The 21,406-nt window shown below is 34.7% G+C and carries 22 protein-coding genes; 6 read left to right on the top strand and 16 right to left on the bottom strand.

What is annotated here, in order from left to right; translation table 11 throughout:
• The first annotated feature begins 317 nt into the window (after nucleotides 1–317).
• Nucleotides 318–1,748 carry an MAC/perforin domain-containing protein gene (locus CQ046_RS04750; protein WP_165790464.1) on the top strand — a complete coding sequence of 477 codons (1,431 nt, stop codon included), beginning with the start codon at nucleotides 318–320 and terminating at the stop codon, nucleotides 1,746–1,748.
• A 280-nt stretch (nucleotides 1,749–2,028) separates the two neighbouring features.
• On the top strand, nucleotides 2,029–3,417 hold the full coding sequence (locus tag CQ046_RS04755) for an MAC/perforin domain-containing protein (protein WP_105701169.1): 1,389 nt from the start codon (nucleotides 2,029–2,031) through the stop codon (nucleotides 3,415–3,417).
• A 159-nt stretch (nucleotides 3,418–3,576) separates the two neighbouring features.
• Here the strand turns inward: CQ046_RS04755 and CQ046_RS04760 are convergent, their stop codons facing one another.
• The 12 genes from CQ046_RS04760 to pdxA form a co-directional block, all read right to left on the bottom strand.
• Nucleotides 3,577–4,614 (bottom strand): glycosyltransferase, encoded by a 1,038-nt coding sequence (locus tag CQ046_RS04760; RefSeq protein WP_105701170.1) that lies wholly within the window; start codon nucleotides 4,612–4,614, stop codon nucleotides 3,577–3,579.
• Complete coding sequence (locus CQ046_RS04765; protein ID WP_105701171.1) at nucleotides 4,604–5,569, bottom strand: lipopolysaccharide core biosynthesis protein rfaS; 966 nt, start codon at nucleotides 5,567–5,569, stop codon at nucleotides 4,604–4,606. The genes CQ046_RS04760 and CQ046_RS04765 overlap by 11 nt, the downstream gene beginning before the upstream one ends.
• A complete protein-coding gene (locus CQ046_RS04770; RefSeq protein ID WP_105701172.1) occupies nucleotides 5,566–6,552 on the bottom strand; it encodes a hypothetical protein in 987 nt (328 codons plus the stop codon). Before CQ046_RS04770 ends, CQ046_RS04765 begins: the two co-directional genes overlap by 4 nt.
• A gap of 4 nt (nucleotides 6,553–6,556) precedes the next feature.
• Nucleotides 6,557–7,303, bottom strand: a complete 747-nt coding sequence (locus CQ046_RS04775) for a glycosyltransferase family 2 protein (RefSeq protein ID WP_105701173.1) — start codon at nucleotides 7,301–7,303, stop codon at nucleotides 6,557–6,559.
• A 54-nt stretch (nucleotides 7,304–7,357) separates the two neighbouring features.
• A complete protein-coding gene (locus CQ046_RS04780) occupies nucleotides 7,358–8,122 on the bottom strand; it encodes a polysaccharide deacetylase family protein (protein ID WP_105701174.1) in 765 nt (254 codons plus the stop codon).
• Between the two features lies 1 nt (nucleotide 8,123).
• Nucleotides 8,124–8,906 (bottom strand): glycosyltransferase family 2 protein, encoded by a 783-nt coding sequence (locus CQ046_RS04785; RefSeq protein WP_105701175.1) that lies wholly within the window; start codon nucleotides 8,904–8,906, stop codon nucleotides 8,124–8,126.
• A gap of 6 nt (nucleotides 8,907–8,912) precedes the next feature.
• Nucleotides 8,913–10,157, bottom strand: coding sequence for an ornithine--oxo-acid transaminase (rocD, locus tag CQ046_RS04790; protein WP_105701176.1), 1,245 nt, complete (start codon nucleotides 10,155–10,157; stop codon nucleotides 8,913–8,915).
• 318 nt (nucleotides 10,158–10,475) lie between these two features.
• Nucleotides 10,476–11,831, bottom strand: a complete 1,356-nt coding sequence (accC, locus tag CQ046_RS04795; RefSeq protein WP_047385963.1) for an acetyl-CoA carboxylase biotin carboxylase subunit — start codon at nucleotides 11,829–11,831, stop codon at nucleotides 10,476–10,478.
• 98 nt (nucleotides 11,832–11,929) lie between these two features.
• Nucleotides 11,930–12,412: an acetyl-CoA carboxylase biotin carboxyl carrier protein gene (gene accB / locus CQ046_RS04800; protein WP_047385964.1), complete on the bottom strand. Its 483-nt coding sequence runs from the start codon at nucleotides 12,410–12,412 to the stop codon at nucleotides 11,930–11,932.
• A gap of 127 nt (nucleotides 12,413–12,539) precedes the next feature.
• Nucleotides 12,540–12,743, bottom strand: a complete 204-nt coding sequence (gene rpmF / locus CQ046_RS04805) for a 50S ribosomal protein L32 (protein ID WP_002976251.1) — start codon at nucleotides 12,741–12,743, stop codon at nucleotides 12,540–12,542.
• A gap of 67 nt (nucleotides 12,744–12,810) precedes the next feature.
• Nucleotides 12,811–13,341 carry a YceD family protein gene (locus CQ046_RS04810; RefSeq protein WP_165790465.1) on the bottom strand — a complete coding sequence of 177 codons (531 nt, stop codon included), beginning with the start codon at nucleotides 13,339–13,341 and terminating at the stop codon, nucleotides 12,811–12,813.
• A gap of 84 nt (nucleotides 13,342–13,425) precedes the next feature.
• Entirely contained in the window at nucleotides 13,426–14,517 is a 1,092-nt protein-coding gene (gene pdxA / locus CQ046_RS04815) for a 4-hydroxythreonine-4-phosphate dehydrogenase PdxA (RefSeq protein ID WP_105701178.1), read from the bottom strand.
• 48 nt (nucleotides 14,518–14,565) lie between these two features.
• Between pdxA and CQ046_RS04820 the strand changes: the two genes are divergently transcribed.
• Genes CQ046_RS04820 through CQ046_RS04830 form a run of 3 tightly spaced genes read left to right on the top strand, consistent with a single transcriptional unit; the run spans nucleotide 14,566 to nucleotide 17,298 of the window.
• Entirely contained in the window at nucleotides 14,566–15,150 is a 585-nt protein-coding gene (locus tag CQ046_RS04820) for a riboflavin synthase (protein WP_105701179.1), read from the top strand.
• Between the two features lies 1 nt (nucleotide 15,151).
• Nucleotides 15,152–16,606 (top strand): sensor histidine kinase, encoded by a 1,455-nt coding sequence (locus CQ046_RS04825; RefSeq protein WP_105701180.1) that lies wholly within the window; start codon nucleotides 15,152–15,154, stop codon nucleotides 16,604–16,606.
• Nucleotides 16,606–17,298 (top strand): tRNA1(Val) (adenine(37)-N6)-methyltransferase, encoded by a 693-nt coding sequence (locus CQ046_RS04830; protein ID WP_105701181.1) that lies wholly within the window; start codon nucleotides 16,606–16,608, stop codon nucleotides 17,296–17,298. The genes CQ046_RS04825 and CQ046_RS04830 overlap by 1 nt, the downstream gene beginning before the upstream one ends.
• A 47-nt stretch (nucleotides 17,299–17,345) precedes the next feature.
• On the opposite strand, the gene CQ046_RS04835 is transcribed toward CQ046_RS04830, so the two are convergent.
• Both CQ046_RS04835 and rpmH read right to left on the bottom strand, forming a co-directional pair.
• Nucleotides 17,346–18,056 carry a cell division ATP-binding protein FtsE gene (locus CQ046_RS04835; RefSeq protein ID WP_105701182.1) on the bottom strand — a complete coding sequence of 237 codons (711 nt, stop codon included), beginning with the start codon at nucleotides 18,054–18,056 and terminating at the stop codon, nucleotides 17,346–17,348.
• 154 nt (nucleotides 18,057–18,210) lie between these two features.
• Nucleotides 18,211–18,369, bottom strand: coding sequence for a 50S ribosomal protein L34 (gene rpmH / locus CQ046_RS04840; protein WP_040997588.1), 159 nt, complete (start codon nucleotides 18,367–18,369; stop codon nucleotides 18,211–18,213).
• Between the two features lie 235 nt (nucleotides 18,370–18,604).
• Here rpmH and CQ046_RS04845 point away from each other — a divergent pair, with 235 nt between their 5' ends.
• Complete coding sequence (locus CQ046_RS04845) at nucleotides 18,605–19,609, top strand: DHH family phosphoesterase (RefSeq protein ID WP_105701315.1); 1,005 nt, start codon at nucleotides 18,605–18,607, stop codon at nucleotides 19,607–19,609.
• A 40-nt stretch (nucleotides 19,610–19,649) separates the two neighbouring features.
• Here the strand turns inward: CQ046_RS04845 and CQ046_RS04850 are convergent, their stop codons facing one another.
• Together CQ046_RS04850 and CQ046_RS04855 are read right to left on the bottom strand one after the other, a co-directional pair.
• Nucleotides 19,650–20,456, bottom strand: coding sequence for a patatin-like phospholipase family protein (locus CQ046_RS04850; protein ID WP_105701183.1), 807 nt, complete (start codon nucleotides 20,454–20,456; stop codon nucleotides 19,650–19,652).
• 72 nt (nucleotides 20,457–20,528) lie between these two features.
• Nucleotides 20,529–21,311, bottom strand: a complete 783-nt coding sequence (locus CQ046_RS04855; protein WP_105701184.1) for an alpha/beta fold hydrolase — start codon at nucleotides 21,309–21,311, stop codon at nucleotides 20,529–20,531.
• Between the last annotated feature and the right edge of the window lie 95 nt (nucleotides 21,312–21,406).

The following is a 21,406-nucleotide window of genomic DNA, read 5'->3' on the forward strand; positions in this document are numbered from 1 at the left end:
TTGTTTTAACTGCCTCACATTGTATTTTCGGATCATTTTTAATCTAAATATTACAATTCATGAAATTTATATTGTAGAAGTTGGATCTGTAAACAAAAATTTTTGAATTAATTTTAATGTTCTTTTTATGATCTGTTCAAGTTTGTTTTTATAATTATTTTTAATTACTAAATCACTTTTTTGTGATTGATTAAGCCTTTATTCATGAATGATTAAATCATTATTAAAATCACATATTGATGATATATGTCAGCTGTGATTATGTATTTCACTCAGTATTGAAGGTTATATTTGTGAGGAATTTTAAAATTAATACTATGAAAAAACAAATTGTATTTTGCTTCAGCTCTCTGCTGATGCTTTTCATGGGGTCTTGTTCTTCGGAAGATCTGAACAATGAAACTGCGACTCCTGATAGCCCGGCAAAAGCTAATCGTTTGTCTGCAGCAAAATTTGCAGGAGATGGAGTTTATGATGTCTTAGGACACGGTTTTGATGCGGCTGGTGAGTATGCTAACGCCAATTCTGCCGGTTTTAAAGTAATTGATATCGACAGATTCAAAACAGAGCAAGCGGGCAGGCTGATTTCTGAAAATGCAAATACCCAGCAGTATGTGGAAGAATATGGAGAGAATGCAGAAGGTTATTCCAAAATGGTTTCTACGAAAGTAGATGTTACTGCAGGAATTCCTTTATTCAAAAAGACCTTATCAGTAGGATTCAACTCTGCAGTTACTACCAACCATAAATTTGATGCTAAATATATCTACGGGAGCTATAATCTTTTAATTAAGCAAAAAAGGCTAAGATTTAACGCTACAACAGATATGCTTGCTGACTATGTAACTCCTGAGTTTACGCAGGATTTGCAAACTAAATCTCCTCAGCAGATTGTACAGGATTACGGTACTCATGTAATGGTTGATATTTACACTGGAGCTAAAATGGACATCATGTTCCAGTCTGAAACAACCAACGAAAGCCGCGATCGTGCTGCAAGAATTGGAATTAAGGTCGGAATGTCTAAAATATTTAATGTAGAAGGAGCCAATGATGTAAATACGGCAGAGTATAGTAAAAATATTAATAATAAATTATCTTACAGAACAAGAGGTGGAGATCCTTCAAAAAGTCTGGTTGGAGAGTTAAATTTGGATGAAACTACCTCGAAAATTAATATTGCAAACTGGCAAAGCAGCTCGACGGTCAATAATTCTGTGTTGGTAGAATTTGGAAATAATGGATTGGTTGTTATTTACAATCTGGTAAAAGATCCTGTTAAAAAAGCTCAGCTTAAAGCATATGTAGATCAGTATTTAAAGGATAACCAAATTTCATTAGAGTATAATACCAAAATGCTATATGGTTACCAGAATCAGCCGGACAGTAACCATTATTTTAGTTTTAATACTAATCTTGGTCCATTAAGCTATTGGACGAATGAAGGGCCAACATTCAAAGTTTTTGAATATAAAGCGCCTAATACAGTTCCAATTTACTGTTTTAAAAGCAATTCAGGAGCTCATCATTATTACAGACAATCAAGCACATTGCAGCCATCTTCTTATTGGGATGTATATATGGGAGTAGCATTTTATGCGTATAAAGATCCGGCTAGTGACAGAATTCCGGTTTACAACTATAAAGCGAGAAATCAATCAGATCATTATCTGACAGTGAATCCCAACCTTGGGCCAACAAGTTACTGGGTAAAAGAAGGAATAGCTTTCTATATTCCTGCTAACTAATTTTCAGAAATATAAATCAATTTGTGGTCATTATAAAAGTGGAGTCAGTAATTCTGACTTCACTTTTTATTTGAAATAATGCAAGAGTTCTAAAAATAGATTGGGAAAAACTAATAAATTTTATGCCTGGTTAGTAAATTTCTTTGATAAAGCTATCTGAATAGCTTGTTAAGAGGATTTTAATAGATTATTAAATTCACTAAATAATGATATAAATCATTGTGTAATTATTTTTTCACTCGCTGTTGAATATTATATTTGCGGAAACTTTTAAATAATCATGAGAAAACAAATTGTATTTTGCTTCAGCTCTCTGCTGATGCTTTTTATGAGTTCTTGTTCTACAGAAGAACTCAACAGTGAGGTAACACCTGAAAGCCCGGCAGCAAAGGCTAATAACCGATTAGCTGCGTCCAAATTTGCAGGAGACGGAATTTACGATGTTCTGGGACACGGTTATAATGTTGCCGGTGAATATGCCAATGCAACAGCAGCCGGTTTTAAAGTGATCGATATTGATCGTTTTAAAGCAGAACAGGCCAACAGACTAATCAGCGAAAACACATTCTCACAGGAATACACTGAAGAGTATGGTGAAAATGCTGAATCCTATTCTAAAATGGTTTCTACTAAAGTGAATGCTACTGCGGGTATTCCATTATTCAAAAAAACACTTTCTGTAGGTTTTAATTCTGCCGTTACTACCAACAATAAATTTGAAGGGAAATATATCTACGGAAGCTATAATCTTACTATTAAGCAAAAAAGAGTAAGATTCAATGCTACTACAGATATGTTAGGAGACTATCTGACTCCGGAATTTGTTCAGGATTTACAGACAAAAACGCCACAACAGATTGTACAGGACTATGGAACTCACGTAACGCTTGACATCTATACAGGAGCAAAGCTTGATGTTTTATTCCAGGCAGAAACAAGAAGCCAAAGCCGTGACCGTGCTGCAAGAATTGGAGTGAAAGTAGGAATGAAAGATATCTTTGATGTAGATGTAACAAACGATGTGAACACATCAGAATCATCTATGAACTATTCTAAGAAACTATCATTTAAAACAAGAGGAGGAGACCCTTCAAAAGGTTTATTGGGAGAACTGAATCTTGATACTTCAAATCCTAAAATTAATATTTCCAACTGGCAGAACAGTTCTAGTACGAGCAATTCTGTTTTGGTAGATTTTGGAAGCAACGGATTGGTTATCATCTATGATTTAGTGAAAGATGCTGCTAAAAAAGCTCAGCTTAAAGCATACGTAGATCAATATCTGATTGACAATAAGGTGTATATGGAATTCAATACGATTCCGGTTTACAGATATTATAACGGAGTAGATCATTATTATACTAAAACTCCTGGAAGCTACAGCGGATATTCTTATGAGGGAACAGAATTCAATGCATTCTTATATAAAGCACCAAACACAGTTCCAATCTACAGATATTATAACGGTAAAGATCATTATTATACAAAAACTCCAGGATATTATCAGGGATATGTAGACGAAGGAATAGAGTTTAATGCTTTTGCAACGCAACAGCCTAATACAGTTCCAATCTACAGATATTGGAATGGTAAAGATCACTATTATTCAAGATCTAGCGCAAGACCATCAGGTTATGTGGCTGAAGGAATTGAATTCTATGCCTATTAATTAAAAAATATTGATATTTTACAGTAAAGAAACCGTCTCAGTTTTGAGGCGGTTTTTTCGATAAATAAAGAAGCATACTTTCAGATTTTGATTTGAACAGGAGACCTTAAAAGAAAAAGAAATTAAAAAAAGGATAATCATTAAATTATCCTTTTGTATTTATTGTGTAATAGTATTCCAAATACTTACTGTATCATTTATTTCATTTTTTAAACTGTAGTTTTCTAAAATAAAATGAGAAGAAAGTTTCCCTTTATTCAAAATTTCCTGAGGATTCTCTTCGTAAATCTTTATGATTTCCTCTATTTTTTGAACAAACTCTATAATATTGCCATCTTCTATAGGGTTAGAAAATTCCGGCTTCAGATACTCTTTTCCACCCTGACCAGAATATCCTATTACATAGCAGCCACAAGCCATGGCTTCTGCAGGAGGAAGACCAAAGCCTTCTTTATGATTAAAGCTTAGAAAAACAGCGCTTTCTTTCATTATTTGTGCCACTTCCTGCTCTGTTTTATTATCTATTGCAACAAGATTCCAGTCTTTTAATGTACCTCTTTGTTTTAATATAGAAATGACCTGGGTCACATCATCACCAAGTTTTCTCGGCATAAAACAAATCTGCTTCTTTTTATTTTCGCTATAATTGAATACCTGATTGTCAATACCTAAGCGCATTTTGAAAACCTCAGAGTCAGAAAAAGTATATTTTAAATATCTTTCAGCGTCCTTAGAGGCTACAATGGTAGCTAGCGTTTTAGGATGATTATAAGGATTCACTTCATAATTTTCATAAATTGAAAAATAACCAAAAGTATAATAGCAGTTTTGATTAAAAATCACTTTGGGATTCTCAGGTGCCAGTTTATGAATATTTGGACCGTAAATTTCAGGAAAAACCAGAATAACATCTTTCTCAATCTCTATACTTTGAGTTTTTAAAAAACTTAAGACTAATTTTTTAGAGAAATTGATTTTTTTTCCTTTATACAGATATTTTAACTCTTTAAATAGATATGGACTGTACTTTATTGGAACATTATTATTGAACCAGTTTTCCTTTTTTCCTCTTTTTTTAAGCAGCAAATAAGCCTCGAATCCATTTTTGTTTAAGGTCTCGACCTGTCGGTAAATCTGTTTTACACCTCCACTCGCAAATTTATTAGTGGGGCATACAAAATAAATTTTAGTTTTCATGAAATGAAAGTATTGTTTTTATCCAGTTCTTAATATAGTATTTTTCTTTGATCCATTCTTCAGACTGTTCATAATCCTCCGTTAAAAAACTTTGGGGAATTGTGAAGTTTGAAGGGTCTTTCACTACAAAAATATTGTTCGGATTATAAAAATCATATTGAACAATCTCCTGATTAGTTGTGATCAATTTCTTATTCAATCCAATGGCTTCATACGGTCGGAATGATAATCCCTTTTGATGAGGATGGGCTATATCAAGAATAATTTTACTGTCCAAATAGTATTTATATGAACTTGAAAAAGGAATAATTTCATGAACCACCTCTATATTCCTAGGAAGTTTTTCTTTTATAGGAATAGATTTGTAAGTAAATAATTTTCCTTTTGCAGAGATATTATTATTGTTAAAATATTCAAAAAGAATTTGAGTTTCTTCTATTCTCTTATCATAGGTTGCTAAATAACAAACATCGACGTTTGTAATTGTTTTTTGATCTTTGATGAAGTAAAAATTGGTTATATAATTTAAATTATAATTTTTACAGTCATCTGTATCAAAACTACAACAGATATCAAATTTTTGGATGTATTCTTTTTGAGAAGGAATCTTCTGAATGCTGTCCCAAAAAAGAACAATAGATTTTTTGGATTTCTCAAGAGCGAAATTCATATCTGCCTCACTCAAAACATCTGGTCTGTTTACCAGCAAAACATCATAATCGTGAAGATTGATGATGCGTTGAATATGTTCGCCTCTTTTTATGTTTTTGAGATTTTTTTTAAGAAAGGTCTTTAAAAAAAAATTATATATTTTTTCTAAAATATTTTTGTATTGGTAGTTGAGCGTTGAATTGATATGTACTACTTCATAACCGCTATATTTTTTTAAACCATCAAAAACCACTTCATTAAACCCATAGTAACCAGGAGCTATAAATAAAAGTTTTTTTTTCATAAATTATTATTTATTTCAAAAACTTTGTTCACCCAACTGTCCAGAGTGTATCGTGCATAGATTTCCTCCGGAATTTTTTCATAAGGCGTTTCAAAGAAAGATTTGTCAAGATTACTAATATTTTTGTTTAAAATCAAAATATTATTGGGATTGTAAAAATCATAGGTTTTAATGGCTTCATTATCAGTAATGATTTTCTTCTCCAGAGACATGGCTTCAAATACCCTGAAACTTAGCCCGTATTGCCCTTCACGCATAAGATCCAATAAAACCCTTGAATTCTTATAGTATTTTGGAAGATCATTATGAGGAATCTTTTTGATGCTGAAAACCAGAAAAAGATTTTTAGGCACCGTCATGAACATATTCGTCAGCTGATGTTTCCAGGATTTTTTACCAATAATCATAATCTGGAATTTGAGTCCTTGTTCAATCAGTTTTTTTGCCAGTAATTTAATCAGTGAAACCCTTCTGTTATCATATGATGTAATATAGAAGAGATCCATTTCCGGATGCTGGTTTTCTTTTACGCAGTGAGGCAGATAAATGTAATTTGTTAATTTTTCAAACCCGTGCTTTTTGACATCTATATGATCAAAGGAGAATACTTTGTCAAAAAGGTACAGTTTATCTTCTACAGGAACCCTTTCAAGATTGTCATAAAGATAAGTAACCAAACGGTCTGTATACTTTCGGATTTTTTTTAGCGTAGAAAGATCAAATGTATCTGGATTCATCACGAGTATCTGATCCTGATGACCTAATTTTTCCAGGGAATCCAGAACATATTTCTGCCTTTTTTCAGTCTTAAGATTCTTATTTAAAAAAGTTTTGCTTAAAGCATTTACAGCTCTTTCATTGAAGTTGGAATGAGTAACGGTACTGATCTTTATATGATGAGCATCAATACCTCTTTTGCATAATGTTTCAACAATATACTTATCATAATCCCAAAAATCATAACTAATGATACAAATCTTCATTCAACTAATTTTGCTCTTTTTTTAATGATTCATAGGTTTCATAAACGCTTAAAGATTGCAGGTAAGATAATTGATATCCTTCTTTGCCGTCTAAAATTCCCAGTTTCATTATGTAGGCTTTAAAGAATTTAAAAGCTGTTTTAAGATATTGAACTAAAACACTGTACTTTTTCCCTTTTGCAGCCAGTTCTTTCCCCTTTAAAACTCCGTAATGAATCATCTTTTCTCTATATGATTCATAGTCTGAAACGGAGTAATGTAGTAATTTATTTTTTAAGATCCCAATGTTTCCGTCTACTTCCAGAGTTTCATGTACTTTTTTATCAGCCATGTATCTGGCCTTCGATTTTCTGAACAGTCTGAAGTTTTTATCAGATTGTGTTCCTGAAAAGTGAATTGGTTTCTGGGCAAAAAAGAACTTCCTGTAAAAATAGTAGGCATCTTTTTGCCTTGGTTTATCCAGCTCATCAATGATTTCCTGCTTCAGGGCCGGAGTAATTCTTTCATCACCATCCAAAAATAAAACCCAGTCATTTTTTGCAGCATCCAGAGCCAAATTTCTTTGCTTTGTAAAGTCTTCAAATTTATTCTGAATCACCTTTACATTAGGGAATTCTTTTGCAATTTCTACAGTTTTATCTGTACTAAAAGAGTCTACTACTATTATTTCATCACAGATATCAAAAGACTCCAGTACTTCCTGTATATTTTTTTCTTCGTTATATGTTATGATTAAACCACTTATATTCATCACAACGGGTTATTAGATAAGGAAGTACATAAAATGCCTCCTTAAAATTGTTTTTTAAAATAGTTTTAATCTGCCAAAGATAAGTTTTAATTTGAACTTTATTATCGAATCTTTGCCTTTTATATCAACTCTGCATAGTTCGTATGGATGCTGGGTTGGATAGTAATTAACTCTATTTCCGATTCTTACTGCAAAATCAATTCCTATTTTTTTCAAAATAGAAAAAAAAGCAGTTTTTTCCTCTTCCTTATTAGGGTATTTGCCATATGGATATGCCAAAACCTTTGAATATGCTATGCTATGGGCATCGAGAATTTGCATATTTTTTTCTAGATCTTTTTCTATAAGATCATAAGATCTGTTTTTGAGGTTTTCATGGGTATGAGTGTGAAGAGCAATCTCAAAATATTTTTTATCCAGATTTCGGATCTCATCAAAGGTCATCATAGGGTAATTTTTATACCCATTTTCTATGAATCCTGTTGGAATAAAAATGGTAGCTTTCAGATTGTATTTCTTCAATAAAGACGGCAGATATTCAAGGTTATTTCTGTATCCGTCATCAAAGGTAATGATAATATTTTTTTTAGCTGAAGTAGTAAGCTCTGAAAAAAACTGGCAGGTGTATTTTTTACGGCTTAGATAAGAAAACTGATCTTCAAGATTCCTTAAACTGACTGTAAGATCTTCATGGCTTTCCTTTTCGATCTGATGGTACATAAGAATAACCAGTCTGTTGTGCGGAAAAGCAAAGAGATACAGACGGAAATAGACGACGATAAATACCGCCAGTAAAACAGAAATAATATACAGAATCATACTACTTTACTGTATTTTGTTCACTTTCAGACAACCTTATTTTTTCACGTAATTTAATGTATTTCAAAAAAGTGTAATAAGACATTGTTTTGGCAATGTAAAATCCAGGAAATCCATCCAAAAAGCCTCGTTTGAAAATAAATACTTTGATAAATTCAAAGATAGGACTTACAATGATTTTGAATCTATTGATTCTTTTCCCTCTTTCAAACATTTTTTCCGCCATCATATCAGAATATTTATTTATTTTTGAGACATGATGGTGAATACTTTTGTAAGTATAATGATTTAGCCTTCCTTCCAGAAGTCCTGATTTCTGATCGGTAATCAAAAATTCGTGTACCTTATCATCAGAATATCGGGCGTATTTTTTTCTGAAAAGCCTGTCACGGTATACATTTCCCCATCCTCCGTATTTGATCAGGTGAATCCCAAGGTGGTTATTGAATTTAGCCATATAAACATTGAACTCCGTGCTTTCTGAAGAAACGATCTTTTGTATGGATTTTTTCATTTCTTCATCAGGAACCTCATCGGCATCCAGAAACAGAACCCATTCATGAGAACATAAATTAAGGGCATGGTTTTTTTGTTCACCATACCCATTAAATTTTTTCTCAAAGAATTTTACCTGAGGATATTTCTGAGTGCAAATCTCTTTGGTCTTATCCGTAGAAAAGCTATCAACAATAATAACTTCATCTGCTATATCTGCCAGAGAATTTAAAAGTCTTACGATATTCTCTTCTTCATTATAAGTGATGATTGCAAGGGAAATTGGCATTTATATTTAAAATTCTAATATTGTTTTCTCAATAATTCTGACACAATCCAACAATTGCTCTTCAGTAATTATCAAAGGTGGTGCCAACCTGATAATGTTACCATGAGTAGGTTTTGCCAGTAATCCGTTTTCTTTTAACTTTAAGCAGAGATTCCATGCAGTGGAACTGTCAGGGGTATCGTTGATCAGAATAGCATTTAAAAGTCCTTTTCCTCTTACTTTGGTAATAAGGTCAGTCTTTTCGATTAGCTTGTCAATTTCAGCTCTAAAAAGCTGTCCTAATTCTTCAGCTCTTTCAGATAGCTTTTCGTCTGCTACCACATCCAATGCTGCTATAGCTACTGCACACGCAATTGGGTTTCCTCCGAATGTAGAACCATGTTGTCCGGGCTTAATGACATTCATGATGTGATCATTTGCTAAAACAGCTGATACCGGGTACATTCCTCCGGAAAGCGCTTTACCTAAAATTAATATATCCGGCTGTACCTCTTCATGATGACAAGCGATTAGTTTTCCTGTTCTTGCAATACCGGTTTGAACCTCATCTGCAATAAAAAGGACGTTGTATTTTTTACATATTTCAGAAGCATTTTTAAGGAAGTTTTCATTCGGAACATATACTCCTGCTTCTCCCTGAATAGGCTCTACAAGAAATGCTGCAATATTTTCTGCTTCTCTGCTAAGAACTTCTTCCAGGGCTGCAATATCGTTGTAAGGAATTTTGATAAATCCTGGTGTAAAAGGGCCATAATTTTGATTGGCATCAGGATCATTAGAGAAAGAAACGATAGTTGTTGTTCTTCCATGGAAGTTATTTTCACAAACGATTATTTTTGCTGCGTTTTCTGAAATTCCTTTTACTTCATAGCTCCATTTTCTGGCAAGCTTTACTGCCGTTTCCACAGCTTCAGCTCCGGAGTTCATGGGTAAAACTTTATCAAACCCGAAAAGAGTAGTTATTTTCTGTTCGTATTCTCCTAATTTCGAATTGTAGAAAGCCCTTGAAGTTAAAGCCAGTTTTTTTGCCTGCTCTACTAATGCATTTACAATTTTAGGGTGAGAATGCCCCTGATTCACTGCAGAATATGCTGAAAGAAAATCATAATATCTTTTGCCCTCTACATCCCAAACGAAGACCCCTTCTCCACGATCCAGAACTACTGGAAGAGGGTGGTAGTTGTGTGCTCCGTGTTTGTCTTCAAGGTCAATAAAATACTGTGAGTTTTTTGTTTGTTCTGCTGTTGACATATATTTTGGTTTTCAACAAAATTACACAATATTAATGATATGGATGAACAAATGTGCAGTATGGTTTTGGGATATAATTGAAGTAGATTTTGGGTGTAATAATGTCGTATTAGAAAATATTTTCTTTGTTGACAGATAGTTTTTAGGTATTATATCTTTCTTATTGCAGGTTTTTTATTTTCTGCTTTTTGATTAATTTTTATTAATGAAAGTTCCAGTTATCTTTATAATGTTTAGTTTGAGCGGATTCTGTATTAGTGATCAAAAATAAAAACTGCCTCAAAAAGAGGCAGTTTCATTTTATAATTTAAAATAATCTTAGTGATTATCGTATTTTCTATCCATTACAAAATCTTCCATGAATTTTGTAGTATAGTTTCCTGCAAGATAATCTTCATTATCCATCAGTTGTCTGTGGAAAGGAATGGTAGTTTTTACTCCTTCAATATAGAATTCCTCAAGGGCACGTCTCATTTTAGCAATAGCTTCTTCACGGGTCTGAGCCGTAGTGATAAGCTTAGCAATCATTGAGTCGTAGTTAGAAGGAATAGAATATCCGGAATAAACGTGAGTATCTACTCTGATTCCGTGTCCGCCAGGGATGTTTAATCCTGTGATTTTCCCTGGAGAAGGTCTGAAGTCTGCGTAAGGATCTTCTGCGTTGATTCTACATTCAATTGAATGTAATTTTGGGTAATAGTTGATTCCTGAGATAGGAGTTCCTGCAGCAAGAAGAATTTGTTCTCTGATCAGGTCATAATCAATTACCTGCTCAGTAATAGGGTGCTCTACCTGGATTCTTGTATTCATTTCCATGAAATAGAAATTTCTGTGCTTGTCTACAAGGAATTCGATAGTTCCTACCCCTTCATATCCAATGAATTCAGCAGCTTTTACAGCAGCGTCACCCATTTTCTCACGAAGTTCGTCTGTCATGAAAGGAGAAGGAGTTTCTTCAGTCAATTTCTGATTTCTTCTCTGTACAGAACAATCTCTTTCAGAAAGGTGGCAGGCTTTACCGAATTGGTCACCAGCAACCTGAATTTCAATGTGTCTAGGCTCTTCAATCAGTTTTTCCATATACATCCCTCCGTTTCCAAAGGCCGCTACAGCTTCCTGAATGGCAGATTCCCAGTGATCTTTAAGGTCCTCAGCTTTCCAAACAGCTCTCATCCCTTTTCCACCACCACCGGCAGTAGCTTTGATCATTACAGGATATCCTGTTTCTTCAGCTACTTTTACAGCGTGCTCGTAAGATTCGATCAATCCGTCAGAACCTGGTACACATGGTACACCTGCTGCTTTCATGGTAGCTTTAGCGTTCGCTTTATCTCCCATTTTTTCAATCTGTTCAGGAGAAGCACCAATAAATTTGATCCCGTTCTTCTGGCAAATTCTTGAAAAGTTAGCGTTTTCAGATAAGAATCCGTAACCTGGGTGAATGGCATCAGCATTAGTAATTTCTGCAGCAGCAATAATGTTAGGGATTTTAAGATAGGAGTCTTTACTCATTGCAGGGCCAATACATACCGCTTCATCAGCAAATCTTACGTGAAGACTGTCTTTATCAGCAGTAGAGTATACTGCAACGGTTTTGATCCCCATTTCTTTACAAGTACGTAAAATACGCATTGCAATTTCGCCACGATTGGCTATTAATATTTTTTTGAACATCTTCTTCAATTTGAAAATTAGATAATTTGAAAATTAGATAATGTTATTTTAATGTAGAATTTAATCTAACATCTAATGTCTAACATCTAACTTCTAAATTAAGATGGATCTACTAAGAATAAAGGTTGGTCATACTCTACAGGAGTAGCATCGTCAACTAGAATTTTAACGATTTTTCCGCTGATTTCAGATTCAATCTGGTTGAATAATTTCATTGCTTCAATAACGCAAACTACTTTACCAACAGAAACTTCGTCACCTACATTTACAAATACATCTTTATCAGGAGATGGCTTTCTATAGAAAGTACCGATCATTGGAGACTTGATCGTTACATATTTACTGTCATCAGATGCAGCTTCAGCTTTCTCAGCAGCAGGAGCAGCAGGAGTTGCAACAGGTGCCGGAGCAGCTACTGCTTGAGGTGCAGTGTGGTATACTGCAGGTTGTGCATAAACAGCATCGCTTCCAGCTAATGGAGTTTTAATAGTGATTTCGAAATCTTTAGTTTTGTACTTCACTTCTGAAACTTCAGCCTTAGATACAAACTTGATAAGATTTTGTATGTCTTTAATGTCCATAAATTTGATATTTGATTTTGGTTCAAAGATACCAAAAAAACGTAAAAAACAACAAAAAACCGCCAAATTTTATCAAAATTGGGCGGTTTTTGTATTAAAATGAGGCTTTTTCAGTGAAAAGCGTCTCTTAGTTTTCTTCAGTAGCAGCTACTTCTTTTTCCAATACTACTTTACCTCTGTAGTAAAGTTTTCCTTCATGCCAGTGAGCTCTGTGGTATAGGTGAAGCTCTCCTGTTGTTGCATCTTTAGCTAATTGAGGAACTACAGCTTTGTAGTGAGTTCTTCTTTTATCTCTTCTTGTGGACGATTGTCTTCTCTTTGGATGTGCCATTTTCTAATAACTTTTTTAATTGATGAGCGATGAGATTCATCATCTCATCATATTTAAATTATTCTATTTAATTATTGTCTTTTAACTTTCTTAAAGCATCCCATCGGGGATCACTTTCATGTTCTTCTTCCTCATTTTCCTCAATATCTTTCGGACTGAAATGGTCAAGAATTTTAAGATCTTCATCATTGACGTTCGGTGATATTTTTTTCATCGGGATAGAAAGCATTACATTTTCATAAATCAAATGTGCTACGTTGAAAGCATGCTCTGTGGTAGGAATGGTAATGACATCTTCATTGCTGTCATCATATTCTTCCCCGAAATTCACCAAAATCTTGATTTCATTCTCAATAGGATAGTCGAAATCTTCATTTGTGATGTCACAAACCAACTCTACCAATCCATTAATTTTAATCTCAAATTCTAGAAAAGTAGTATGCTTATCAAGGGATACATGTACTTCTATTCTAGGATTTGTAAATTCCTGTTCAGTGTCAAATAATTGAAAGAACGTATTATCTATCTCAAACCTGAACTCGTGTTTCCCGTTTTTTAGTCCGGAAAAGCTTACGTCATAGTTTCTTAACTTGTCCATAAAATGAGTGTGCAAAAATATGCATTTTTTTTATAATAACAAATAAAATCTGAAACAAATTAATTTAAAATTTGTTTTAAAGATTTATGCTTCAGTTTCCTCCGGTAGATCTTCATCTATTCCGTTGTCTACAACCATTTTTCTTGGCTGAAGGCGGTCGTTCATCAGTTCGCTGTATTCGCTTCTGTTCTTGAAAACTTTGATGGCTGTGAAGATAGCTTCTGTAAAACTTTGCTCATCTGCCACATTTTTTCCTGCAATATCATAAGCAACTCCATGATCCGGAGATGTTCTGATAAAAGGAAGCCCTGCCGTATAATTCACTCCTTCTTCATATGCAAGCGTTTTGAAAGGTGCAAGTCCCTGGTCATGGTACATCGCTAAAACAGCATCGAAATTTTTGTATTTATTCGGCTGAAAGAAGCTGTCTGCAGGAAAAGGCCCGAATGCCAATATTCCGTTGTCAGAAAGTTCTTTGATAGCCGGGCTGATGATTTCAATTTCTTCATTGCCGATGACACCACCATCTCCTGCATGAGGATTTAATCCCAACACGGCAATTTTAGGTTTTTGAATACAGAAATCTTCTATTAATGTCTGGTTTAATACTCGGATCTGCTTCTTTATTTTTTCCTTGGAAATATTTTCAGCAATCTGTGCAATAGGAATATGATGCGTAGAAACGGCTACTTTAAGATCTTCAGTGACAAGGAACATTAATCCCTTTTTGTTGAATTTCTCTTCAAAATACCCTGTATGTCCGGCATGCTTAAAGCCCATTTTTACCATTTCATCTTTGTTGATGGGAGCTGTTACCAGAACGTCAATCTCTCCTTTCATCAAAGCTTCAGTAGCCGCCTCCAGAGAATCTATTGCCATTTTGGTAGATTCTTCTGTAGGAACTCCCAATTCTACATTAACGTTTTCTTTAGTAAGGTTAACCATATTCAGTTTTCCTGCCTGAGCCTGTGAAGCTTCGTTAACATAGTTGAAATTAAGATTCAGCTTGAAAATATTTTTCTGATAAGTGAATAATTTCCCCGAACCAAAAATTACAGGAGTGAAAAAATCCGTAATGGTTTTGTCTTTCAGAGACTTCATAATGATCTCCGGGCCGATGCCGTTGAAATCACCGATTGAAATTCCTACTCGTACTTTATGGTTTTTTGGGCTCATTTTGATTATCTTTGAAGATTATAATTTACAAATTTAGCAAAAAATAATATGTTCACAGGAATTATTGAAGCAGTTGGTGTTATTGAGAAGATTGAAGAAAAAGGAAGCAATATAGATTTTACCCTGACTTGCCCTTTTACAAACGAGCTGAAAATTGATCAGAGCCTTGCTCATAACGGCTGCTGCCTTACAGTTGTTGAAATAAAAGACAACCAATATGTGGTAACAGCGATCAACGAAACTCTTGAAAAAACCAACCTTGGAAAATGGGAATTGGGTACTGTAGTGAATCTTGAGCGATGCATGAAGATGGATGGAAGACTGGATGGCCATATTGTTCAGGGGCATGTTGATAAAACCGGTGAAGTAGTGGGAATTGAAAATAAAGACGGAAGTTATTTTATTACCATGAAATATGATAATGACGGAAGTTTTGTGACAGTGCCACAGGGTTCAATCACAGTAAACGGGATAAGTCTTACAGTGGCAAAAAGTGAGGATGTGCAGTTCTCTGTAGCCATTATTCCTTATACATGGGAATTTACCAATATGAAACATTTGAAAATTGGAGACAAAGTAAACCTGGAATTTGATATCATTGGTAAGTATATTGCTAGGTTAATTAAAAAGTAGAATGTCAATTAATAAATATAAAGGATATAGCTTAAGGAACCGTGTGTTTTTTGGTTTCCTCCTGGTATGTTTTTTAAGTGTTGTAGCTACTTCACTTGTGCCGTACTTTGTGTTGAGGAATAATTCAATGCAGCAAAGTAATATTGATATGCAGGAGAAGACCAATGCCGTAATGCGGTATCTGGATTATGCGGTTAGCCAGACTCTTGTAGAAACGAAAGATCTTCCGAATGTTTTAGGCAATAAAATCTTTGAAATAGCAGATATCAACCAACATGATATTGTTATTTATGATCTGAAAGGAGATTATCTGCTTTCCAATAAAGATGAAGCCCTGGTTGAGCAGAAAACAATTCCTATGGAGATTGTTAATAGAATTCTGGCTACTGATGCAAGGGTAGATATGGTCAGATATGATACCGCCAAAGATGCTAAGCTTACTTCTTCCTATCTTTTGTTGAAAAATAATGAACTGGAGCCGGTTGGGATTGTTTATATTCCTTTATATCATAATGAATCTGCTTATCTGGATGTCCTTCACCAGTACGTAAAATATATTCTTTTAGTTGATATTTTCCTTATTCTGTTTAGTGTATGGATCAGCTGGGTGACTTCTAACAGTCTGGCGAAGACTATTACGAAATTCTCTGATATGATTACCCGTATTACATTGTTTGAAAATGAAATGCGTCCTATCAGATATTATAAAAATGATGAGCTTAATGCTCTGGCGCGAGCTTATAACAGAATGATTCTACAGATTCAGGATCAGAAAGAAAGACTTAGGTTTAAAGCATCTGAAGAAGCCTGGAGAGAAATGGCAAAACAGGTGGCTCATGAGGTGAAGAACCCACTGACTCCTATGAAGCTGACCATTCAAAATTTTGAAAGAAAATTTGATCCGGAAGATCCGAATATCAAAGAGAGAGTAAAACAGATGAGCAAAACTATCGTTGATCAAATTGACCTGATTGCAACGGTAGCTTCAGCTTTCTCGGAATTTGCGAAACTTCCTGAAAAGAATAATGAAGTAATCAACCTGAATACAGAGGTTGAAGATATTCTCCGTGTATTCAATGACGACAGTATCTTTATGCATGCTAATAAGAATAATATTATGATCAATATGGATAGAATTTATCTTTCCAGGATTATAACAAACCTTGTTACCAATGCAAAACAAGCAGAAAGTGACGAAAGAAAGCTGATCATCAACGTGGATGTGGAACAGCATCAGAGAAGAGTAATCATTTCTGTTCAGGACAACGGGGTTGGAATTCCTGAAAATATGTACGAAAGAATCTTTGAACCGAATTTCACTTCTAAAAGCAGTGGAATGGGGCTTGGTCTGTCTATGGTGAGAAAGATGATTGAGGATTATAAAGGAGAGATCTCTGTAAAATCAGAAGTAGGGAAGGGATCCACATTCATAATTACGCTGCCTACCAATTTATAGTGAAGCCTTTTACTTTTAAGCAATTTCAAATTCAGCAGTCTAAAGATGTCTTTCGTGTAGGAACGGACGGTGTTCTGCTTGGTGCTTTAGCTGATGTTGAGTATGCTTCCAATGTTTTGGAAGTAGGGACAGGCACTGGACTGATTTCTTTAATGCTGGCACAAAGAAATGCAAAGACTCATTTTTTAGGACTGGATATTAATGAGGAGGCTGCTGCAATTACTCAACTTAATTTTGAAAATTCTCCTTTTCATGCAAGGCTGAAAAATAAGTTTCAGGATTTTAAAACTTTCGGTACAGAAGAACGGTTTGATCTTATCGTTTCCAATCCCCCATACTTTGAAGAATCAGGATCAGAGAAGGATAAGATTGCCCGTCAGACGGTGGAATTGAACTTTATACAGTTAATATCCAAAGCGTCGCAGTTGTTATCTGAAGGCGGGATTTTTTCAGTCATTATTCCTGTAGAGGCGGGAGACATTTTTATTTCAGTTGGAAAAGAAAACGGTCTGTTTCTAAACCGTAGAGTCAATATCAAAGGAATTGAAAATTCAAAGACTAAAAGATTAGTTCTGGAATTTTCCTCAGAAGAAAAAGAAATCAAAGAATCTGATTTTATTATAGAAAAAAGTCCGAGACAATACTCGGACCAATATCTTGAACTCACAAAAGAGTTTCATGTTTTTAAATAAATTAGATTGTAGAAGCAGTTGCTTTCTTAATTTCTGATATTTAATTCTTATTCGAATAACTCAGACGTATCCAATACAGAAACTTTTCCGTCTTCACATCTGATGGCTTCACCAGGGAAGTTTTGAATCATATGGTAATCGTGTGTTGCCATTACTACGGCAGCACCATTTTCAAGGGCAACCTGCTTTAATAGCGTCATAATTTCGTTGGAAGTTTCAGGGTCAAGGTTTCCTGTAGGCTCATCCGCTAATATAAGATCCGGGTGGTTAAGAAGGGCTCTTGCAATGGCAATACGCTGCTGTTCTCCTCCGGAAAGTTCGTGAGGCATTTTGTGCTTTTTGCTCTTCATGTTCACGCTTCCCAAAACCTCGTTGATGCGGTCTTCCATTTTTACTTTATCGCTCCATCCTGTTGCTTCAAGAACGAATTTTAAGTTTTTCTCAACTGTTCTGTCCGAAAGTAACTGGAAATCCTGGAATACAATTCCTAGTTTTCTTCTTAAGTTTGGAATATCAGACGGTTTTAATTTTGCCAGATCAAATCCTACCACAGCTCCGTGTCCTGATGCTAATGGAATGTGTCCGTAAAGTGTTTTCAGAAGTGAGCTTTTTCCGGAACCTGTTTTTCCGATAAGATAGCAGAATCTACCTTTTTTAATGTTCAGATTTACATCAGAAAGTACAGTAAAGTTTTTTTGCGCAATCTTTGCACTTTGTAAACTTATAATATTGTCTCCGGCGATATTGGTATGTGGCATAATTTAATTTTAAAGACTGTTTCTAACAAAAATATTTCAACTTTTAAAAATAGAAAAAAGATGTTGATCTAGCCTAAATTTTAGTAAATTTTAACAACAAAAAATGCCTGAAAAGAGACTTCTCAAGCATGTTTTGTATATGATAATAAAAAGATTATCTCTTAGCGCGTGATGCACTTACAGTTAAACTCTTTCTGCCTTTAGCTCTTCTCGCAGCCAAAACTCTTCTTCCATTTGGCGTAGACATTCTTTCTCTGAAACCGTGTTTGTTTCTCTTTTTTCTTTCTGATGGCTGGAATGTTCTTTTACTCATTACTATATGTTTAAATCGTAATTAATCTATTAATTTTCAGGTTGCAAAGATATATAAATTTTTATAAGTTACAAACTTTATATATTTTTTTTTAAAATTAAATGGAATGTTTTTCGACCGGATATTTACAAACCCTTATAGGAAAACCATTTTCCGGTGCAAAAATAATATTTAAATGATTTATATAAAAGCTCTATCTTTGAAAACTTTAATTTTAACGAAAAAAAAACACCGGATGTTTACACCAGCAGAACTTTTAGATATCAATACATTACTTACCCAAGATAGCAAAATCGTTATCCTTACCCATTATAATCCGGATGGAGATGCTATTGGTTCAAGCTTGGGATTGAAACACTATCTGAAAGTAAAAGGAATTCATGCAGAGGTAATCGTACCCAATGATTTTCCAAAATTTCTGAAATGGATGCCGGAGGCTAAAAAAGTTATTATTGCTGAATATAAAAGAAAGCTTGCTTCTGATATGATTGCTGGTGCAGATGTTATTTTCTGTCTGGATTTTAATTCTCCATCAAGAATAGGATTATTGGGAGACTGGTTGGTAAAAGCTCCAGGAAAGAAGATTCTTATCGACCACCATCAGCAGCCGGAAAAATTTGATTTCGTTTATTCCAATACGGTAATCCCTGCCACTTCACAGATGATCTATCATTTTATTGAAGCAATGAATGATGAAAAACTGGTGAATCAGGATATGTCGGAATGTCTTTATACCGGAATTATGACCGATACAGGGGGGTTCCGTTTTCGTTCTACGAGTGCCACTACACACAGGATTATTGCTAATCTTATTGAGCATGGTGCAGATCCTGCCATGATTACATCCAATACATGGGATACCAATACTGTTTCCCGTTTGCATTTGCTTGCTTTGGTTCTCGGAAGAATAGAAGTTGTAAATGACGGAACAGTAGCTGTTCTAAGTCTTACAAGAAACGAATTGAAAGAGTTTGGCTTCCAGAAAGGAGATACTGAAGGTTTTGTCAATTATGGATTGAGCATTGCCGGAGTGAAAATGTCTGCATTTTTCATGGAAGATCTATATGAGGACTTCGTTAAAATTTCTTTTAGAAGTAAAGATGATGTTGATGTGAACCAATTCTCAAGAAAATATTTCAACGGTGGTGGGCACATTAATGCAGCTGGAGGAAAATCTTTAGATTCTTTAGCTGGAACTATTATCAATTTTAAAGAGAAAGTAAAAGAGGAAGGTTTGTAGGAGCTGAGTGGAGGTTTATAAATTTTCCATATCAAAATTCCTAAACACTTTTACGAAATCCTTTTTCTTCAAGTTCCTGACAGGTATAATCGTATACCTGTTGAAACATTTCATCTATATACCTTTTGTTGAAAAGACTGTATTTCGTCATTTTGGGTGGATCTAAAAATATATTACAGAATTTCGCTTTTGAATACACCGATTTTGCGATGGCTAAGTGGAGAATTCGGTCGAATTCTTTCATCAGGCTCATTTTCTTTAATTCATCAAAGCTGATCGAGTTGACATGGGATGCTATAAGGAAGTTGCATTTGTCCATAATAGGTTCAATGGGAAGGTTGTCCAGAACACCGCCATCCACATAGATTTTTTCACCAATCCTTACGGGGGGAAGAATAAAAGGAACACTGGAAGAAGCTAGTAACGGACCGAAAAGTTCTCCTTCAGAAAAGAAGTCTACAATACCCTGGGTCATTTCAGTAGCAGCAATGTAAACAGGGATTTCCAAAATACTGAAATTGTCTTCCGGAAAATAATCTTTGAACAGTTTTAAAATAAAATTAGAGCTGAAAATGCCGTTTTTGGATAGTTTTAAAGATGATCTTGAGAAAAATGAGGTCTGTCTTACAATTTCCATCATTTCATCCGGTGTTTTGCCAAAAGAATAAAAAGCCCCAATAATAGATCCAGCGCTGGTTCCGGAGATAATTTGCGGTTTTAGGTTATACTCTTCTAAAGCTTTCAGTACGGCAATATGAGCAATCCCACGCATTCCTCCGCCTGAAAGTGTAAGTCCGATAACCTGTGGTGCCGGTGGTTTCTTTTTTTTAAATGAAAATAAAGCCATTGCAAAAATTATCCTCTACTAATATACAGGATTTTTTGTTAAACACGGCTTTAATCTGTTATGAAAAGGATGTTATAAAACCAGTTTTTTAGGAAGGTTGTGAAGAAGTTCTGTATTGATGATTTCAGCACAAATGCCAGGTTTTTCCCAATGGCCATTATGTCCGCAGTCCAGAATATAAGATTTGATATTTGTTCTGTCCGGAAGATGTTTGATCATCATGTCCGTTTTTACAGCATTGTCATGTTTGCCTGCCAATACTAAGATTTTTGCCTCCAGGTTTTCCAGAATATGTCTTTTATCGGTTCTTTCTACCATTCCTTTCACACAGGCTAATGCACCCAGATTGTTGGTGGAAAGTGCCGTTTCAAGAGCGGTTTCTATTTTGCCTTCCAGGATATCCCTTTCATTGGGATTGAATAAATTGGGAACGCCAACTCTTGCATAATGAACAAAAGCATCTTTTATAATTCGGTAGCTTTTGATGCGCTGCTGTTTTTTCTCTTCATCATCAGGAAAGTAGGTAGAGAAAAATAAAGTCAGACTTTTTAAAGAGGTTGGATATTTTTCAGCAAAAGCAAGGGAAGTATACCCTCCCATAGAATGACCCAGAAGGTGAACTTTTTCTAAATGCAGATGATCTAAGACTTTTTTTACTTCCTCAGCCATCAGTTCCATGGTGTGAACTTCTGCAAGAATTTCAGACTGTCCGTGGCCGGGAAGGTCAATTTTGAGCAGTGAAAAATCTTTGGAAAGATGAGATTCCATATCGCTCCAGATGGATAGATTTTCCATAAATCCGTGAAGAAGTGCCAACGTTTCTTTTCCGTTTCCTTTTCTCTCAAAGTTCAGCATGATTCCAAAATTATAGAAGGTTAAAAATAATGCAGTCAGCTACGTACTGCAAATCCGTTTCTCCTTTCAAAAGTAAACAAAAAAGAGCATTTTTT

Origin of the sequence: Chryseobacterium sp. MYb7 (genome assembly GCF_002979455.1) — a bacterium.
GTDB lineage: Bacteria > Bacteroidota > Bacteroidia > Flavobacteriales > Weeksellaceae > Chryseobacterium.

What these genes read in the sequence shown, in the direction of transcription:
- CQ046_RS04750 (WP_165790464.1), top strand. Translation starts at nt 318, where the DNA reads ATGAAAAAACAAATTGTATTTTGCTTCAGCTCTCTGCTGATGCTTTTC.
- CQ046_RS04755 (WP_105701169.1), top strand. Translation starts at nt 2,029, where the DNA reads ATGAGAAAACAAATTGTATTTTGCTTCAGCTCTCTGCTGATGCTTTTT.
- CQ046_RS04760 (WP_105701170.1), bottom strand. Translation starts at nt 4,614, where the DNA reads ATGAAAACTAAAATTTATTTTGTATGCCCCACTAATAAATTTGCGAGT.
- CQ046_RS04765 (WP_105701171.1), bottom strand. Translation starts at nt 5,569, where the DNA reads ATGAAAAAAAAACTTTTATTTATAGCTCCTGGTTACTATGGGTTTAAT.
- CQ046_RS04770 (WP_105701172.1), bottom strand. Translation starts at nt 6,552, where the DNA reads ATGAAGATTTGTATCATTAGTTATGATTTTTGGGATTATGATAAGTAT.
- CQ046_RS04775 (WP_105701173.1), bottom strand. Translation starts at nt 7,303, where the DNA reads ATGAATATAAGTGGTTTAATCATAACATATAACGAAGAAAAAAATATA.
- CQ046_RS04780 (WP_105701174.1), bottom strand. Translation starts at nt 8,122, where the DNA reads ATGATTCTGTATATTATTTCTGTTTTACTGGCGGTATTTATCGTCGTC.
- CQ046_RS04785 (WP_105701175.1), bottom strand. Translation starts at nt 8,906, where the DNA reads ATGCCAATTTCCCTTGCAATCATCACTTATAATGAAGAAGAGAATATC.
- rocD (WP_105701176.1), bottom strand. Translation starts at nt 10,157, where the DNA reads ATGTCAACAGCAGAACAAACAAAAAACTCACAGTATTTTATTGACCTT.
- accC (WP_047385963.1), bottom strand. Translation starts at nt 11,831, where the DNA reads ATGTTCAAAAAAATATTAATAGCCAATCGTGGCGAAATTGCAATGCGT.
- accB (WP_047385964.1), bottom strand. Translation starts at nt 12,412, where the DNA reads ATGGACATTAAAGACATACAAAATCTTATCAAGTTTGTATCTAAGGCT.
- rpmF (WP_002976251.1), bottom strand. Translation starts at nt 12,743, where the DNA reads ATGGCACATCCAAAGAGAAGACAATCGTCCACAAGAAGAGATAAAAGA.
- CQ046_RS04810 (WP_165790465.1), bottom strand. Translation starts at nt 13,341, where the DNA reads ATGGACAAGTTAAGAAACTATGACGTAAGCTTTTCCGGACTAAAAAAC.
- pdxA (WP_105701178.1), bottom strand. Translation starts at nt 14,517, where the DNA reads ATGAGCCCAAAAAACCATAAAGTACGAGTAGGAATTTCAATCGGTGAT.
- CQ046_RS04820 (WP_105701179.1), top strand. Translation starts at nt 14,566, where the DNA reads ATGTTCACAGGAATTATTGAAGCAGTTGGTGTTATTGAGAAGATTGAA.
- CQ046_RS04825 (WP_105701180.1), top strand. Translation starts at nt 15,152, where the DNA reads ATGTCAATTAATAAATATAAAGGATATAGCTTAAGGAACCGTGTGTTT.
- CQ046_RS04835 (WP_105701182.1), bottom strand. Translation starts at nt 18,056, where the DNA reads ATGCCACATACCAATATCGCCGGAGACAATATTATAAGTTTACAAAGT.
- rpmH (WP_040997588.1), bottom strand. Translation starts at nt 18,369, where the DNA reads ATGAGTAAAAGAACATTCCAGCCATCAGAAAGAAAAAAGAGAAACAAA.
- CQ046_RS04845 (WP_105701315.1), top strand. Translation starts at nt 18,605, where the DNA reads ATGTTTACACCAGCAGAACTTTTAGATATCAATACATTACTTACCCAA.
- CQ046_RS04850 (WP_105701183.1), bottom strand. Translation starts at nt 20,456, where the DNA reads ATGGCTTTATTTTCATTTAAAAAAAAGAAACCACCGGCACCACAGGTT.
- CQ046_RS04855 (WP_105701184.1), bottom strand. Translation starts at nt 21,311, where the DNA reads ATGCTGAACTTTGAGAGAAAAGGAAACGGAAAAGAAACGTTGGCACTT.